The sequence below is a fragment of the Aerococcus loyolae genome (genome assembly GCF_002871915.2).
GTDB classification, from domain to species: domain Bacteria; phylum Bacillota; class Bacilli; order Lactobacillales; family Aerococcaceae; genus Aerococcus; species Aerococcus loyolae.
Window position 1 is genome coordinate 2,018,342 of sequence record NZ_CP126958.1, and the last position, 16,219, is coordinate 2,034,560.

General features: G+C 44.8%; 15 protein-coding genes and 2 pseudogenes. 7 read left to right on the forward strand and 10 right to left on the reverse strand.

Going from position 1 to position 16,219, the window contains the following annotated elements; translation table 11 throughout:
* Positions 1-24: 24 nt before the first annotated feature.
* Genes CJ190_RS09145 through CJ190_RS09160 form a run of 4 tightly spaced genes read right to left on the reverse strand, consistent with a single transcriptional unit; the run spans position 25 to position 2,644 of the window.
* A complete protein-coding gene (locus tag CJ190_RS09145; protein ID WP_070598140.1) occupies positions 25-873 on the reverse strand; it encodes a PTS system mannose/fructose/sorbose family transporter subunit IID in 849 nt (282 codons plus the stop codon).
* Positions 870-1,685, reverse strand: coding sequence for a PTS mannose/fructose/sorbose/N-acetylgalactosamine transporter subunit IIC (locus tag CJ190_RS09150; RefSeq protein WP_070598139.1), 816 nt, complete (start codon positions 1,683-1,685; stop codon positions 870-872). Before CJ190_RS09150 ends, CJ190_RS09145 begins: the two co-directional genes overlap by 4 nt.
* Before the next feature lie 22 nt (positions 1,686-1,707).
* Entirely contained in the window at positions 1,708-2,202 is a 495-nt protein-coding gene (locus CJ190_RS09155; protein ID WP_070598138.1) for a PTS system mannose/fructose/N-acetylgalactosamine-transporter subunit IIB, read from the reverse strand.
* A gap of 22 nt (positions 2,203-2,224) precedes the next feature.
* Positions 2,225-2,644 (reverse strand): PTS sugar transporter subunit IIA, encoded by a 420-nt coding sequence (locus CJ190_RS09160; RefSeq protein ID WP_070598137.1) that lies wholly within the window; start codon positions 2,642-2,644, stop codon positions 2,225-2,227.
* A gap of 130 nt (positions 2,645-2,774) precedes the next feature.
* Here CJ190_RS09160 and rpoN point away from each other — a divergent pair, with 130 nt between their 5' ends.
* A complete protein-coding gene (gene rpoN / locus CJ190_RS09165) occupies positions 2,775-4,094 on the forward strand; it encodes an RNA polymerase factor sigma-54 (protein WP_101562093.1) in 1,320 nt (439 codons plus the stop codon).
* A gap of 163 nt (positions 4,095-4,257) precedes the next feature.
* Here rpoN and CJ190_RS09170 read toward each other — a convergent pair whose 3' ends face one another.
* The 6 genes from CJ190_RS09170 to rpmH all read right to left on the reverse strand — a co-directional run bounded on the left by CJ190_RS09170 (position 4,258) and on the right by rpmH (position 9,305).
* Positions 4,258-5,472, reverse strand: coding sequence for an acyl-CoA dehydrogenase family protein (locus CJ190_RS09170; protein WP_070598135.1), 1,215 nt, complete (start codon positions 5,470-5,472; stop codon positions 4,258-4,260).
* Positions 5,473-5,572: 100 nt separating this feature from the next.
* The gene (locus tag CJ190_RS09175; RefSeq protein WP_070598134.1) at positions 5,573-6,490 is read right to left on the reverse strand and encodes a 3-hydroxyacyl-CoA dehydrogenase family protein; all 918 of its coding nucleotides are present in this window, start codon (positions 6,488-6,490) and stop codon (positions 5,573-5,575) included.
* A 375-nt stretch (positions 6,491-6,865) separates the two neighbouring features.
* Positions 6,866-7,876 (reverse strand): RNA-binding cell elongation regulator Jag/EloR, encoded by a 1,011-nt coding sequence (jag, locus tag CJ190_RS09180; protein WP_070598133.1) that lies wholly within the window; start codon positions 7,874-7,876, stop codon positions 6,866-6,868.
* A gap of 15 nt (positions 7,877-7,891) precedes the next feature.
* On the reverse strand, positions 7,892-8,743 hold the full coding sequence (gene yidC, locus CJ190_RS09185) for a membrane protein insertase YidC (RefSeq protein ID WP_306460315.1): 852 nt from the start codon (positions 8,741-8,743) through the stop codon (positions 7,892-7,894).
* The gene (rnpA, locus tag CJ190_RS09190; protein WP_070598132.1) at positions 8,733-9,119 is read right to left on the reverse strand and encodes a ribonuclease P protein component; all 387 of its coding nucleotides are present in this window, start codon (positions 9,117-9,119) and stop codon (positions 8,733-8,735) included. The genes yidC and rnpA overlap by 11 nt, the downstream gene beginning before the upstream one ends.
* Positions 9,120-9,170: 51 nt before the next feature.
* Positions 9,171-9,305, reverse strand: a complete 135-nt coding sequence (gene rpmH, locus CJ190_RS09195; protein ID WP_013669588.1) for a 50S ribosomal protein L34 — start codon at positions 9,303-9,305, stop codon at positions 9,171-9,173.
* 367 nt (positions 9,306-9,672) lie between these two features.
* Between rpmH and lpdA the strand changes: the two genes are divergently transcribed.
* From lpdA to CJ190_RS09220, 6 genes and pseudogenes are all read left to right on the forward strand, one after another.
* A complete protein-coding gene (lpdA, locus tag CJ190_RS09200; RefSeq protein WP_070598131.1) occupies positions 9,673-11,082 on the forward strand; it encodes a dihydrolipoyl dehydrogenase in 1,410 nt (469 codons plus the stop codon).
* A gap of 77 nt (positions 11,083-11,159) precedes the next feature.
* The gene (locus tag CJ190_RS09205; protein ID WP_064292859.1) at positions 11,160-12,146 is read left to right on the forward strand and encodes a thiamine pyrophosphate-dependent dehydrogenase E1 component subunit alpha; all 987 of its coding nucleotides are present in this window, start codon (positions 11,160-11,162) and stop codon (positions 12,144-12,146) included.
* Between the two features lie 33 nt (positions 12,147-12,179).
* Positions 12,180-13,169, forward strand: a complete 990-nt coding sequence (locus CJ190_RS09210; protein ID WP_064292858.1) for an alpha-ketoacid dehydrogenase subunit beta — start codon at positions 12,180-12,182, stop codon at positions 13,167-13,169.
* A 43-nt stretch (positions 13,170-13,212) separates the two neighbouring features.
* Positions 13,213-13,857 (forward strand): annotated as a pseudogene (locus tag CJ190_RS09310) (E3 binding domain-containing protein); the annotation flags it as partial.
* A gap of 120 nt (positions 13,858-13,977) precedes the next feature.
* Positions 13,978-14,664: pseudogene (locus tag CJ190_RS09315) on the forward strand (dihydrolipoamide acetyltransferase family protein); the annotation flags it as partial.
* 75 nt (positions 14,665-14,739) lie between these two features.
* The gene (locus CJ190_RS09220) at positions 14,740-15,789 is read left to right on the forward strand and encodes a PTS sugar transporter subunit IIC (RefSeq protein WP_064292856.1); all 1,050 of its coding nucleotides are present in this window, start codon (positions 14,740-14,742) and stop codon (positions 15,787-15,789) included.
* The last annotated feature ends 430 nt before the right edge of the window (positions 15,790-16,219 follow it).

Consider the following 16,219-nt stretch of genomic DNA (forward strand, 5'->3'; position numbering starts at 1 on the left):
TCTATTAAATGATAAATTAGAATATTATACAACCCCTAAAAGTCCTAGAACGACTGAAAGAAGGATAATTCCTAACATAATCCAGTTAACATTCACCCGTTTATTGCGGATTAAATAGAAGGCTAGTAAGGTTACCGCCATAGGGACTAAGCCTTTAAAAAGTTGGTCCAAGTATTCTTGGATTAAAATCGGGTCGCCCCCACCATTAACGGCCACCGATAGCGTTGTTTTAAATTTAACATGAGAAGCTGTCATCGAGCCAACCATCATCAGCCCAAGCATCGAGGAAGCCTTAGTAATGACCTTCATGGCTCCAGATTCATAGACTTTGCGGATAAAGTTGGTCCCTAGTGAATAGCCGATATCTAGCATATAGTAATGGATTAAGAAGGCAGGAATATTATAGAGAAGTAAGAATATAATAGCTCCTAATGGTGAACCGGTCGAAGCAATAGATATCCCAATTCCTGCCGCGATCACCCGTAAAATCCCCCAGAAGAAGGAATCACCAATCCCTGAGATTGGGCCCATTAGAGAGGTTTTTACCGCCGTAATGGAGTTAGGATCAAAGTCATCAGACTCCGAATTAGATCTTTCCATAGCGGCAACAATACCGGTAATTAGGTTGTTCAAGTGCATGGTGGCATTATACCAGGTGGTATGGCGAACCAAGGCATCAGCTTTTTCTTCATCAGTTTTATAGAAACGGTTGATGGCCGGTAAGAGGGTATAAATTAAACCAATGGCGTGGTATTGGTAGGCCCCGGTCCTACTCATATTAATGGTCCAGGACCGCCAAAACATGGACCTTAACATCTTTTTGTCTTCAATGGCTTCAGGACTTTGCGCCTTATTTTTACTTAATAATCTCATGAGAAAAAGTCATCCTCCTCTGCTTGATCACTGCTTTCAACATTATTGCTTGCTGCCGTTTGTCGCAAACTTCTTAATTCATTCAGTTCTAAGTCGCGTTGGGCACTAACCAAGCAAATAACAAAACCAAGAGCTGCTACAGCAACCGCTGGTAATTTTAAGTAGGCGGTTAAAATAAAACCGAGTAGGTAGAAGACAGCTAATTTATTATTCCATAAGAGCTTCATTAAGAGGGCAAAACCAACAGCAGGTAAGAGCCCACCAGCAGCCTTCAACCCATTCATTAGGGCCTCTGGAATATTATTAACTAATTGTTCAATCGGACCACTCCCGGCCAGAACACCGATAAAGGTGATTGAAGCCAAGATAAAGAAATACACCACGAAACTAAAATAATGCAGGAAGACAATTCCTTTTTGATTGTTTTCTCTGGCAAATTTATCAAGAGCAGGGGCAAAGATGTTCATAAAGACATTCTTTAAAAACATTACCACGAAAGCGGCGAGCATACCGATTGGGATAGCTAGGGTAATAGCCGCTTGTTGCTCAACATTAGAAATAATAGCAAAGGTAACCGCAAGCGCAGTCGCAGTAACCGGTTCAGCAGAGATCACCCCACCGATATTCACATTTCCCATAAAGACCGCTTCTAAGGCAGCCCCAATTAAGATACCTGTAGTCATGTCTCCCATACATACACCAGTCACAAGTCCAACCACTAGCGGACGCTCGATCATGGATTGCCCCGTCAAATAGGTGACTGATGAGCAGAAGAAGACGACGAAAAAGGCAATTATTGCATAAGTAAGCATCATTAAATTCCTTTCTAAATGTTTATAGACTCGCTAAGGCTTCAGCTAAATCTTTCTTGGTATTACTTGGTAACACTTGATGGAAACTATCCACTGATAGCTTAGAAAGTTCCTTAGCCGCTTGTAATTCGGTCGGGTTCAATTGAACACTAGAAAATGGTGCCACCTTTTCAGCCGGGTCAGTTTGGTCAAAACGTCCAACATTAGCCACATTAACGGCTTCGGTATTTTCCACTGCTTCAGCAATTTGATAAGCATCGGAAACCTTATTGACAATGACAAATAATTTTCGATCTGCTGCTCGAGGGTCTTGGCAGACTTTAATGGCATCTTGAACCGAACGAATCAACAATTTAGACCCTTCTGGTACAGCCATCTTTAAGGTCATTTGGGTGATTTCATCATTAGCAGCCGCATCATTGGCCACAATAATTAAGGGGGTATTCAATTCCTTGGTCCAAACGACAGCCACTTGGCCATGGATCAAACGGTCATCAACACGAATTTGAGTAATCATTTTAAAATCTCCATTCTATATCTTAAGCAAAGAAGTCATCATCTGACTCTTGGGTCTCTAACTGAACTAATTTAACGGCACTTTCCTCTATTTCAACTTGTAAGCTCTCTTCACTTACGACGTCTGGATTGAGTAGTACACTCAGGATAACGCCTAGGTTAGCATTACTTATCACATAAACTTGCTTAGCCTTATTGCTACGTAAACACTTGGAAACAATTCGCTGGTTGACAGAACCTCCGAAAATATCTGTAAAGATAATACCTTGGTCGTCGGCCTGAATACCGGCTAAGAATTGATCAATTTGGCTGCTATAATCCTCTTCAGTGACATAAGCATCAATCACTTGCACTTGGTCTTCCAGGCCGGTGAGAATCTTGATCGATGACTTAAAACCGGATGCCAAGTGGCCATGAGAAGCAATTAAAATTTTCTTGGCCATCAACTGACCTCCTTTCTGAATCTTTTACTTAATATATAGCAATTACTATGCCAAAACTTTCCTGTTATAATAGTAAACAAAGATTAGCTTAGTGTTTATATTCAGTAATTAGTGTTTAAGGAGAGCTCTTATGGCCATTCATTATCGCACCCAGCAAAATATCAAGGCGAAATTATCCCCCTATGTCAAAAATCAACTGGCCCAGTCCTCCCAACTCCTACAAAAAAATCAGCTCGACCTCGCTACTGCGTTGTATCACTACTATGAAAGCAATCCCTTTATTGAAATCACAGAAAATCAGCAAGTCTCAGCGACCTTCACCCACGACTCAAGTGACTATTCCTTAGCCGAGACTTTGGCTGATCCCAATGCCTTATCGCTCGATGAATATTTATATAGTCAACTCAATGAAAGCCAGTTAAGCAGCTATGACAAAAGACAAGTCCTGTATTTAATTGGCCAATTAGATCAGGACGGCTATTATCGCAAGGAAGACCAGGCTACCTGCCAACTCTTTGCTTGGCGCCAAAGCGAATTAGAAAGCTATTTAAGGATCCTACAGGGTCTTGACCCCACAGGAATTGGGGCACGAAATTTAAAAGAATGTCTGGCTCTACAAGCAAAAAACCTTCCTAATAGTCAATTACTGGAACGTTTAATTAATGAGCACTTAGAAGACCTAGCCCAAGGAAAGTTTGAAATAATCGCTGAGCAAGAACACAACAGTGTCGACCAGATCAAAGCCAGCTTTTCACAGATTCAAAGGTTGGAGCCCCGACCCGCCCGTAATTTTTCCTTTGAGACGCCTGCTTACACCCTGCCCGATATCATTGTCAGCGTCGAAAAGGGGGAGCTAGCCATCCAAGTCGCTAAAGACTACCTCCCCAAAATCACTTTTAACCAAAATTATTACCAAGCCATGCAAAGTAAAAACCTGGACCAAACCACCCAGGACTATCTCAAAGAAAAAAAGCTAGAATTTGACTGGCTAGTCTTTTCTTTAAAGAAAAGAGACCAAGTGCTGTTGAAAATTAGCCAACATCTGATCCATTACCAGGCTGCTTATTTAAACCAGGAGAGCAATCAGCTCCGCCCCCTGACTCAAAAAGAACTGGCAAAAGCCTTGGATTATGACCAATCAACCATTTCTCGGGCTATTACGGACAAATACCTGCAATATAATCAGCGGATTTTAAGTTTTCAGGACCTCATCGCACAAAAGATTTCCGCTAAAGGTAAGCCACTTACGCGAAAACAAGCGGAAAAATTAATTAGGCAATTGATTGCTAAAGAATACCCTAATCACCCCCTAAGTGACCAAGCCATTAGCGAGTACTTAGCGATGCATGATTATTATTTAGCTCGACGGACGGTTGCCAAGTACCGCCAAGCCCTGGGCATCCCTGGGGCGCGAGCGCGAAAAAGGCAAAAACTCACTCTTAAAAAATAACAAGCCAGCCATCTCCCCCTTGGCCTGTCCTTAAACAAATGGATTAACACCCTCTAGAAATCAAAAAAAGTGCCTCCATCACTTCCAGTGACAGAGACACTTTTTTCCTTATAATTTTTTATTAATTAGCTCAGTTTGAATTCACTTTATCAGTAAGCAAGGCTTAGACAAAGGCTTGTTGGCCAGTGTAGTAACGACCAATGATAAGAGAGTTTACCTCATGGGTCCCTTCATAGGTATACATCCCTTCAATGTCAGCCATGAAGCGTGGGACATCGTATTCTAATAGGATTCCGTTACCACCACAAACTTCCCGAGCTAAAGCCGCATTTTCACGAGCCCGATAACCGTTGTGCATCTTGGCCATGGAAGAATTCTCTTCTTTATAGATGCCACGCTCTTGTTGTTGGGCTAATCTTACTGCAATGGCTAGGGTCGCTTGCGCGTTCATCGCCATACGAGCTAATTTTTCTTGGATCAATTGGAAGCTAGCTACGGTCTTACCGAAGGCTTCACGTTGCCGGGTATACTTCAAGGCTGCTTCAAAGGCCCCAGCTGTCGCACCTGCCAGTAACCAAGCCACATCAGAACGGGTATTACGGAGAATGTTAGCCGCATCCTTCCAAGAGTTCACATTTTGCGCCCGTTGTGACTCCGGTACTTTAACATCGGTATAAATAATCTCCGCATTCGGCATCATCCGGAAGAAGGCTTTTGGTTCGGTATTGAAGGTTTCTACCCCTTCACTTTCCCGTTCCACAAAGAACATCTTCACTTGACCATCATCCACATCACGGGCAAAGAATGCATGCCACTTGGCCAGGGTTCCGCCTCCGATCCATTTCTTATGACCGTTCAGGGTCCAGGTATCCCCTTCCCGTTTAGCAGTGGCTTCCATCCCACCAGCAATATCAGAGCCGTGTTCAGGTTCAGTCATAGCTAAGACACCCTTACCTTCCCAGCTCAAGACGCCTGGCATGAGTTTTTCTTGTTGTTCCTTGCTGCCCCCAATTTTGACACACTCGTGGAACAAGCCTCCATTAGAGGTATAGAAAGTCCCAATCACGGGGTCCGTTTTGGCTAAGGTATAAGCCCGGAAACCACGGAAGAGTTGGCTGATGGTCCCATCTTCACGACCCTCTAATAATTTAGGGTTTTGAATGAGGTCGATATCAATAATTTTTTGCATTTCTTCAAGCGGGAAAGTCGCCTTATCCCAATGCTCATCTAAGACAGGGTAGATGTCTTCTTTGAGAACCTTTTCTACCTCTTCTAAGACCTCTCTTTCTCCGTCGGTGAGGTCTTCGGCATAGTTATAAAGGTCAGAATAAAACATTTTTTCAACTGCATCAATATCTGCTCTAGATTCTTTAACCATAATAGTCTCCTCTATCCTTTAATTGTTCACTTAGACCAAACAGCAGCTTTGTTGAGTAACATTTCTAGTAAAACTGTCGCTTAGCCTGTTAGTTATCCAACTATTTGCCTTGTAATTTTTCTTGATTTTTGGCTTGTTCGGAAGGTAATCGCTTACCATTTTCATCGTAATCATAGAAGCCCTTACCGGCTTTCTTACCAAAACGACCAGCCCGCATCATATTCTTCATGGTTACTGGTGGCGTCCAGCGGGGGTCACCATATTCTTGTTCGAAGTATTCCATCACATAGTAACCAATATCTACACCAGCATAGTCTTGAAGTTCAAAGGATCCCATTGGGTGGTTCAAGCCATAACGCATGGCTTTGTCAATATCTTCTGGTGTCGCAATGCCTTCTTCGAGCACCTTGATGGCTTCAATCATTTGTGGGATCATCACCCGGTTAACAATGAAGCCGGGGGAGTCTTTATGAACGGTAACGGTTTCTTTGCCAATACTCTCAGCAACTTCTCTAACCACAGCCACAGTCTCATCACTAGTTTCATAACCATAAATAATTTCCACTAATTTCATCACTTGTGGAGGGTTGAAGAAGTGCATCCCCGCAAAGCGACTAGGATCTTCTAAGGCACTGGCAATTTCAGTAATAGATAGGGAAGAAGTATTGGTTGCTAAAACAATGTCATCCCGAACAATGCCTTCGACTTCTTTAAAGACTTCTTGCTTTAATTCCATTTTCTCTAAGACCGCTTCCACCACAAAGTCAACATCCTTAAAGTCCTTGAGGTCAGTGGTCCCAGTGATGCGGCCGAGAACTTCTTCTTTACCCGCTTCATCTAATTTGCCCCGTTTAACACTGCCATCGAGGAATTTACTAATCCGGTCTAAACCTCCCTGGACAAACTTGTCTTCAATATCTCTTAAGATCACCTGGTAGCCGTTGGAGGCAAAGACGTTAGCAATCCCAGCTCCCATTGAGCCTGCCCCAATCACTCCAATTGTTTTGATCTCTGACATAGAAAAAACACTTCCTTTCTTTGGATTTAATATCTTCACCAGTATTGTAACAAAAATGTAAGCGCTTTATTATTTATCTGCTTGTGCATATTTTATTTATCTCCCCCGCAAAAGCAAGATTAGTCAGGCAAAGAACCAGAAAAAATGCTTTCACAAGCTCCTTCTCTCAACTTGATAAAAAATAAACATAAAGAAAAAAGCCAAAAAATAAAGGACTTATTTCTTGGCTCATACTTCCATTTTAAGCTTAAATTGTACAATTTTTGTACTGATAATTGAATAAGCTAGACTAAGTCAAGGCTCTTGCTTCATTTTGACCATAAAAAAACTCCAGCACCCTCTCAGGCACTGGAGTTTCTTCTTACTATATAATAACTAATCCTTATAAGACACGACCATGTAACGGTGAGGGTCACGGCCTTGGGACTGCGTCTTAATATGACTGTATTTAGACAGGCAGCGGTGGATAATCTTTCGTTCACGCGCTGGCAAAGGACTCAAAGTAACCTCTTCACGTTCCACAGTCACTTGGTCAGCAGTCCTTTCCGCCAATTTCTCTAGGGTTTGTTGGCGGCGTTCCCGGTAATCGCCCACATTGACTTCAACGCTTACTCGTTTGCGGACGTGGGAATGAGTAAGGATTTGTGCCAGGGTTTCTAGAGAATTAATAATCTTACCATGCTTACCAATCACTAAACCAGGCTTGTCAGTATTAATGTGGAAGATGATTAAGTCATCCATATCTTCCACGTCAATCGTCACGTCTACCAAGTAGGCTTCCATGACATCAATGAGATAGTGGGCCACGTCTTCAACCCCCCAGTCGAAAGGATAAGCAGCATCTTCTGCGTCTTCCTCTTCTTCCTCGTCTGAGTCTTGAGACTGGCTGTCAGCTTCTAACTGGTCGGCTGCTGAATCACTAGCAACTGGGCTCTCTTGGTCCACTTGGCTCTGGGCTGGTTCTGAGTCTTGGCTAGCACTTTCAGCGACTAAACTAAGGCTTTGACTGTCAGATGAATCGTCGACTTGGCTAGCTGCGCTTGCTTCACTGCTTACTTCACTAGCGGCACTTTGACTGTCACTAGGTCTTTCAACCGAGCTAGCTTCCTCGCTTACTTCTACAAGTTCAGGTATATCAGCTTCTGTGGTATCACTGACTGTTTCAGCCTCAAAGGACACCTCGGCCACAATCTCTTCAACGCTAGGTTCATCATCAGGAAGGCTAACTTGAATGATCGCTGGTTGACTACCAAAACCAAGAAATCCCTTCTTAGGCTCTTGGAGAACCTTGACGTCTTCCATGGGGATATCACTGACTTGAAGTCCTTGCTTAGCTGCTTCAATCGCCTCTTCAACACTAGCGCCTTGATAAGTTTCTAATTTCATATTGGATGCTCCTTATTACTTACGCTTTTTACCTCGTGGATTACGACGGGCTTTCTCTAAGCGCCGTTCCAAATCCTTCTCCTTGGCCTCTTCTTCTTGGCGGACCCTTTGTTTTTGATAGGGATTGTTGATCAATAGGGTTTGGCCAATGGTAAAGACATTGGCAGTTGCCATGTACAAGGCCAAAGCACTCGGCAAGTTCATCATAACAAAGAAAATAAAGACAGGCATAACGTATTGCATGGCTGTCATCGATCCTGACTTAATCCCAGAAGCGACCTGACTAAGATGGGTGGAATACCAGATCGATACCGCGGCAATAATCGGTAAGATGAAGTAAGGGTCTGGCTTCCCTAATTCCATCCATAAGAAATGCCCATTGGTTAAGGCTTCTGTCCGACTGATAGCTTGGTAGAGAGCCGTCAGAATCGGAAGTTGGATTAATAAGGGGAGGCAGCCAGCAAATTGGTTGGTATCATACTTCTCTTGCAGTTTAGCCGTTTCTTCTTGCAGTTTTTGCTGGGTTTCCGCATCACGGGAGGCATACTTTTCTTGCAGAGCCCGAAGTTCAGGCTGCATCTTTTGCATTTTCTCCGTGTTCTTCATTTGTAAGCTATAGAGCGGGGTTAAAAGGAGGCGGGCCAGGATGGTAAAGACAATAATCCCCATTCCATAACTGTTACCAAAGACTCCTGATAACCAAATAATAATTTGCGATAGGGTATAGAGCAAACGGTCCCAAATCCCCGTGGAATCTGCTGTGATCGGCTCCATACCACCGGCTCTGGCACAGCCACTTAGAACAAGGATTCCGACTAAGAGCATCCCCAGAACTAGCAGCTGCTTTTTATTTTGTTTAATTTTCACTTTCTGCCCTCTCGTTTCTTTCTACTGGCCTAGACGGGTCAGTGTGGAAGAGACCCTGTAAGCGCATGACGTGGATCAAACTAGCCTTGACTTGGTCTTGGCTCATCGCCTTGGTTGGCTTACGGGCAATGATGATAAAATCGACATTGCTTTTAATATACGGCTTTAATTCGGTCAGTGCTTGACGTATTAACCGCTTCACCCGGTTACGGGTGACGGCATTGCCGATCTTTTTCCCCACAGAGAGTCCAACCCGAAAATGTTTTTGCTCTTTTTCGATGGAGTAGACTACAAATTGCCGGTTCGCCTTGCTGTCTCCTTGATGGAAAACCAAGCTAAAATCTTTTTCTGACTTGACTCGGTAGCTCTTGCGCATTGTATTCCCTCCTCGACACTAAATAAAAAAAGACCACAGCGCTTTGTGGTCTTATGCTGAAAGTCGTTTTCTGCCTTTTTGACGACGACGCGCTAAAACGTGACGACCATTTTTTGTACTCATACGGTTGCGGAAGCCATGTTTCTTTTGACGACGACGTTTATTTGGTTGATAAGTTCTCTTCATGAATGACACCTCCTATGATATGGGAATGGTTATATCTAATAACAATCTTTCACATTATACCGAACAACTGAAATAAGATCAATAGAAATCTAAAAAAAAATCTTTACCAGGCTAATCTTTTTCCTGTGATCTTCTCCAAACCTACTTATAGACCCTGTATGAGGCCAGGATGGATTATTAGATTTTTCTTATTAAAAGCCAACCTTTGCGTAAATGAGCCAGGCTTAGTATAATAAAAGTGGAAAAGAAAGCGCTTACTTATTACAAATAAAAAGCTTTACCCCCTGTCTTATTTTCAGCACTTAATAAGCCATCAGCAGCCCTAGTTAACACTAGCCAATCAATACAGAAAGAAAGGTGATGCCCGATGATAAATACAGATTTAGTCGTCCTTGGTGGTGGACCAGCCGGCTATGTGGCCGCTATTCAAGCTGCTAAACTTGGCTTAGAGGTCTATTTAGTCGAAGAGGATAAGCTAGGAGGAACTTGTTTAAACCGAGGCTGTATCCCAACCAAGGCCCTCTTACAAGCTGCCCAAGTTAAGGAGACTGTCGACCGAGCCCAGGACTTTGGGATTGAAAGCACCCAGGCAAAAGTCAAGATGGAAAAACTTCAAGCCTACAAGGATGCCGTGGTGAAGCAATTGGTGACTGGCGTGGAGGGCTTAGTTAAGAAAAACAAAGTCCACCTGCTCCAGGGTCACGGTGCAGTCTTAGGCCCTTCCATCTTCTCTCCTAATTCTGGTGCAATTGCAGTCACCCCTAATGACCCTAGTGAAGAAGAAAGCATTATTGTTCCAAAAAATGTCATCATTGCCACGGGGTCCCGAAATAAAGACCTGCCCAATATCACTATTGATGAAGAATATATTCTCTCTTCGACCGGCCTTTTAGACATTCAGGAAATTCCTCAATCGATCGCCATTATTGGTGGCGGAGTGATTGGCGTTGAATTGGCTTCTTTCTTAGCTCGGATGGGAAGCCAGGTCACTATTATTGAATACTTGGACCGGCTCTTAGCCAATGAAGGCAAAAACATTTCCCAAGCCCTGGCCAAGGCCTTTAAACAAGCAGGCATCACACTGAAACTCAACTGCCAAGTCGACCAAGCCCAGGTCAAGGATGGCCAGGTAGAAGTCACCATGAACCAAGGTCAGGACCAAGAAGTCTTTGACAAGGTCCTAGTAGCTGTTGGTCGCGAACCTAACATTGATAACATTGGCCTCCATAATACCTCCATTAAATACGATAAGAAGGGGATTGAGGTCAACCAGCACTACCAAACCAAGGAAGGCCATATTTATGCCATTGGTGACGCCATTAATACTCTCCAACTGGCTCATGTGGCCATGGCTGAAGCTAAGTGTGCCGTCGACCATATCGCAAAGAAAACCAGTGATCCGCTCAACTACACCATGCTGCCGCGTTGTGTCTATAGCTCGCCGGAAATTGCCAGCGTGGGCTATAACCAAGACAACCTCCCCGAAGGCGTTGAAGCCAAGGTCGGCCACTTCCCCCTAGCAGGTAACGGCAAGGCCTTGATCGAGAAAGCCAGTGACGGCTTTATTGAAGTTATCCGCGACCAAGTCACGGACGACTTACTGGGCATCACGATTTTTGGCCCCCATGCCTCCGAGATGATCAGTGAAGGCAGCCTGGGACTCTATCTCAATGCCGCCAATGAGGAAGTCGCCACCACCGTCCACCCGCACCCGAGCTTCTCAGAAGCCCTCCAAGAAGCCGCTTTAGACGCTATGGAGATGGCCATTCACAAGTAAATTACAGTCACAAAGGATCTAGTAGCACTTAAAAATTAATTTGTCACAATTAGTAAGTAGAAAGTGAGTTGACTATCATGGAAAAATTAGCAAGTACTGGTCTAAGTAAAGAAGCCATTATCGAGGCTTATAAGCATGTGGTCCGTAGCCGTTTACTCGACGAACGGATCTGGCAATTAACCCGGATTGGTAAGACTTCCTTTAATATTTCTGGTCAAGGACATGAAGTCGGTCTAGTGGCTATGGCTTTAGCCTTTGACCATGACAAGGATTTCTTCCTACCTTACTACCGGGACATGACCGCCTGCATGGTGTGGGGTATGTCCTGTACCGATGTTCTCCTGGCCACCTTTGGTAAGGATGCTGACCCCAACTCCCACGGCCGGCAGATGCCTAACCACTTCGGTTCCAAGGAACACAATATCGTCAGCCACTCCTCCCCAGTGTCCACCCAATACCCTGTCGCTGCCGGTGTCGCCCTAGCCAACAAACTCGATGGGTCTGACAGCATTGCCCTGACAACGACGGGTGAAGGGTCCTTTAACCAAGGGGAATGTGCTGAAGCCATGAACATTAGCGGAGTCATGCAACTTCCTGTCATTTTCGTGGTGGAAAATAACGGTTATGCCATCTCCGTTCCTGCTAAACACCAATACCATGCCGAATCCTTAGCCCTGAGAGGCCCTGGCTATGGTTTTGAAGGCGAACGCGTGGACGGCTTTGACTTTGCCCAAACCTACAAGGCCTTCAAAAAAGCCGCAGAAAAAGTCCGCCAAGGCGGGGGTCCGCACTTAATTGAACTCATGGTCACCCGTTTAACCAGCCACTCCTCCGATGACGACCAAACCGTCTACCGGTCAGCTGAAGAACTGGAAGAAGTGAAGGCCAACGACCCCATCAAGAAATTTAAAGCACAACTCATTGAGGAAGGCTATCTGACTGAAGAAGAAGACGAAAAAATCTACCAAGAACTGCAAGCAGAAGTCGACCAAGCTACCGATGAAGCGGAAGCCAGCCCTGATCCTACGCCAGAATCACTCTATGAACAAGTCTATGCCGACTAATTTCTCCATATAATAGGAAAGGAATGACTCAAGATGACAGAAATAACTTACTTAGAGGCCTTAAACCAAGGTATTGATGAAGAAATGGCCCGCGACGATAAGGTCCTCATCTTTGGTGAAGACGTCGGTGGGGAAAAAGGTGGGGTTTTTGGCGTATCCAAAGGCCTAGCCGCTAAATACGGGGACGACCGGGTCTTCTCCAGCCCCTTAACTGAAATTGCCATCGCTGGTTTAACCGTGGGCTTAGGGATTAAAGGTTACCGGGCCATTGGTGAATTCCAATTTGCGGACTATATCCTCCCCGCCGTTAACCAAATTAACTCCGAAGCCGCTAGGATGCGTTACCGGACCAAGGGCGACTGGACCACGCCAATTGTCTTTCGCGCGCCTTATGGGGCCGGCGTTCGCGGGGGCTTCTACCATTCCCAAACCACCGACAAGGTCTTTGCCGGACAACCGGGACTACGGATTGTGACCCCTTCCACCGTCTATGACGCTAAGGGCATGATCAAGGCCGCTATCCGCTCTGATGACCCCGTCCTCTTCTATGAACACAAACGCCTCTACCGGCTCTTAAAAGATGAAATTCCTAGCGAAGACTATACCGTTCCTTTAGACAAGGCCAATGTCCTCCGCCAAGGGGACGATATTACTGTGATTGCCTATGGGATTGTCCTCCAATACGCCCTCAAAGCAGCTGAACGCTTGAGTGAAGAAGAAGGCATTGAATCTGAAATCGTTGACGTCAGAAGCCTCTATCCACTGGATAAGGAAACCCTGGTAGAAGCGGCTAAGAAAACCGGTAAGGTCCTCTTGGTTACTGAAGACAACAAGGAAGGCGCGATAATGAGTGAAATTGCCGCCATTATTGCTGAAGAAGCCCTCTTCGACTTGGATGCACCTATCCGCCGTTTAGCTGGCCCGGATGTGCCTACTGTGGGCTATGCCCTAAACTTAGAACGTGAATTCTTAGTCGATGAGGACAAGGTCTACCAAGCCATGAAAGAGCTCGCTGAATTCTAAGCATAGATAAGACTTGTCATTAAGCAGAAGGGAGCTTAAACTAATGACTAAAAAAATCATCAAGATGCCGGCCCTAGGCGAAAGTGTTCACGAAGCGACCATTAACGCTTGGCTAGTCAAAGCCGGCGATACCGTCAAAAAATACGACCCGCTTGCGGAAGTGATCTCTGACAAGGTCACCACCGAGGTCCCCTCCGAATATAGTGGGGTGATCGATGAATTGTTGGTTGATGAAGATGAAGAAATCCCTATTGGCCAAGCCATCCTATCAATTATTGTCGAAGGGGGTGGCCCAGACAACCAAGCCGAAGATCATTCAACAGAAGCTAGTGACCAAGAGCCAGCTGAAGAGGCAAAAGAGGCAGCCAAACCAGGCCAAAACCTCAACTATTCTCCAGCTGTGGTCCGCTTAGCCCAGGAGAAAGGTATCGACCTCAAGAAAGTCACCGGTTCTGGCAAAAATGGTCGGATTACCAAAAAAGATGTCCTCAAGGCCGCTGATCAGAGTGAAAGCAGCAGGCAAAGCACAAAAGCAAATCAAGCGAAATTGTCAAATGATTCAGAAAAATCAAAATTTGATAGCCGATACTCACCAGCTGTGCTAAAATTAGCACAGACGCATAATATTGATTTGTCTCAGTTGGTGGGAACTGGTGCTAAAGGGCGCATCACGCGAAAAGATGTCCTAGCGGCACTTGAGTCGGGCCCAAGCCCAGACCAAACTGCCAGCCAGTCTGAAAGCAGCAACCAAACTGGTCAGTCAGCCAAGACTCCTGTGAGTCAACCAAGTCAATCTCAAGACCAAGTCACACCAGCAGATGGTATCCGTAAGGCCATTGCTAAACAAATGACCAAGTCTTACCAAGAGATTCCCCATGCTTGGATGATGGTAGAAGCTGACGTGACCAATATCGTTAATTTACGCAATCATTTGAAAGATTCTTACCAGGATAATGAAGGGATCCACCTCTCTTACTTCCCATTCTTTGTAAAAGCAGTGACCCAAGCCTTAAAACAACACCCACTGCTTAACGCCAGTTGGCAAGAAGATGGGATTCACTACCATAAAGACATTAACTTATCGATAGCAGTAGCTACCGAAGACCATCTTTATGTACCGGTAATTAAACAGGCGGACCGTCTATCCATCAATGGGATCGCCCATGAAATTGACCGCCTCGCCCAAGCCGTTAAAAGCGGTGAGGCAACCAGCCAAGACATGCAAGGCGGGACCTTTACCGTGAATAATACGGGGGTCTTCGGTTCGGTCCAATCCATGGGAATCATTAATCCACCACAAGCTGCGATTCTTCAAGTCGAATCGATTAAGAAGCGCCTTCTTGTCAGTGATGACGGTAATTTCAAAATGGCCGACATGGTTAACCTCTGTCTCTCCATTGACCATCGTCTCCTCGACGGTTTAGAGGCCGGTCGCTTCTTACAAGATGTGGTCCACAATTTAGCTCAATTCAGCCAAGAAACAGAGATATATTAATGCGCTTCTTAGACTCTAGCGACAGTCTTTAACTGAGAGTCAACCAATTATTTCTAGAGAAGAAGGAGTGACAATATGAGTGAAGAAACACAAATGACCCCTAAGGTCTTTCTTAATAAAGTATTGAATGGGACAGCGACAGGAGTGGTTATTGGTTTAATTCCTAATGCCGTTTTATCCGGGATTTTAAAATATTTTACCCATATTCCCCTGGCCGTTACCATTTCTCAAATTGCCGTAATTTTCCAATTAGCGACCCCGCTTTTGATTGGGGCCTTAATCGCCATGCAATTTGGCTTCAAGCCCATGCAAGTCATGGTGACTGCTGGAGCCAGTTTCGTGGGCTCGGGGGTTATTCAATATAACCCTGAAGCCAAGGCCTATATCGGTGCAGGAACCGGGGACTTGATCAATACCATGATCACCGCCGCCATCGCAGTCCTGGTCTTACTCTGGGTCAAAGATAAATTTGGCTCCACCGCTGTGATCGCCATGCCGATCTTAGTGGGTTGTGGGGTGGCCTTGATCGGGGTCCTCTTACTACCTATTATTGCTAAATTTACTGGCGCCATCGGTAGTGTCATTAACAGCTTTACCAATCTACAACCGATCCTAATGACCATCTTGATCTCCTGTTCATTCGCGATGTTGATTATCTCACCTATTTCAACCGTGGCGATCGGTCTAGCCATCCAACTTGATGGGATTGCTGCTGGGGCAGCTTCCATGGGGGTTGCAGCAACCACAGTGGTTTTAGTGGTTCATTCTTGGAAGGTTAATGAATCCGGGGTTACCCTAGCTATTGCCTTAGGGGCTATGAAGATGATGATGGCCAACTTATTCAAGTACCCAATCATCCTAGTACCTACCCTATTTACCGCAGTGATTACTGCTATTCCAGTAGCCCTCTTTAATATATCCGGTACCCCACAATCCGCTGGTTTCGGTTTAGTGGGTATTGTCGGACCGCTAGCATCCTTCGATGCCGGCCTAAGTATTCCTTTAGTTGTTCTTGCTTGGTTAATTATTCCCGTAGCCGTTGCCTTACTCAGCAAAGTTCTCTTTGAAAAAGTATTGAAATTATATGACGGTAACGTGGTCTTTGCTTACCAAGGTCAAGACTAAGAATTCTAACAAAGTCGAGCGCAAGCTCGGCTTTTTTTTTATGCGAATTTTTTCGTCCTTTTATGTGACTGTCACACTCTCAAAAATCCCCAAAAGTGGATAAGTTTTCCCAGGGGGAGTGGACAGAGCTTACTGTCTATAACTTATCCCAAGGGCTTTTAACAGACTTCTACACAATCCACAGCAAGGGGAGAAGTTATCCACAGCTGTGGATTCTTTTACTAAATCTGTGTGTAGACAGGCTTTTACCCCAGGGTATTATCCACATCCGAACAAGTTTTCCCCTGTTTGCTGCTAACTATACACAAATTGTGGATAAGTCTATGAACAACTTGGGAAAACTTTTATCCCCAAGTCGAATAAATGTGGATAACTTTTCCGCTTCATGGTAAACTAAAAGAGACTATTTCTATAGAAAGGAGTCGTTTCG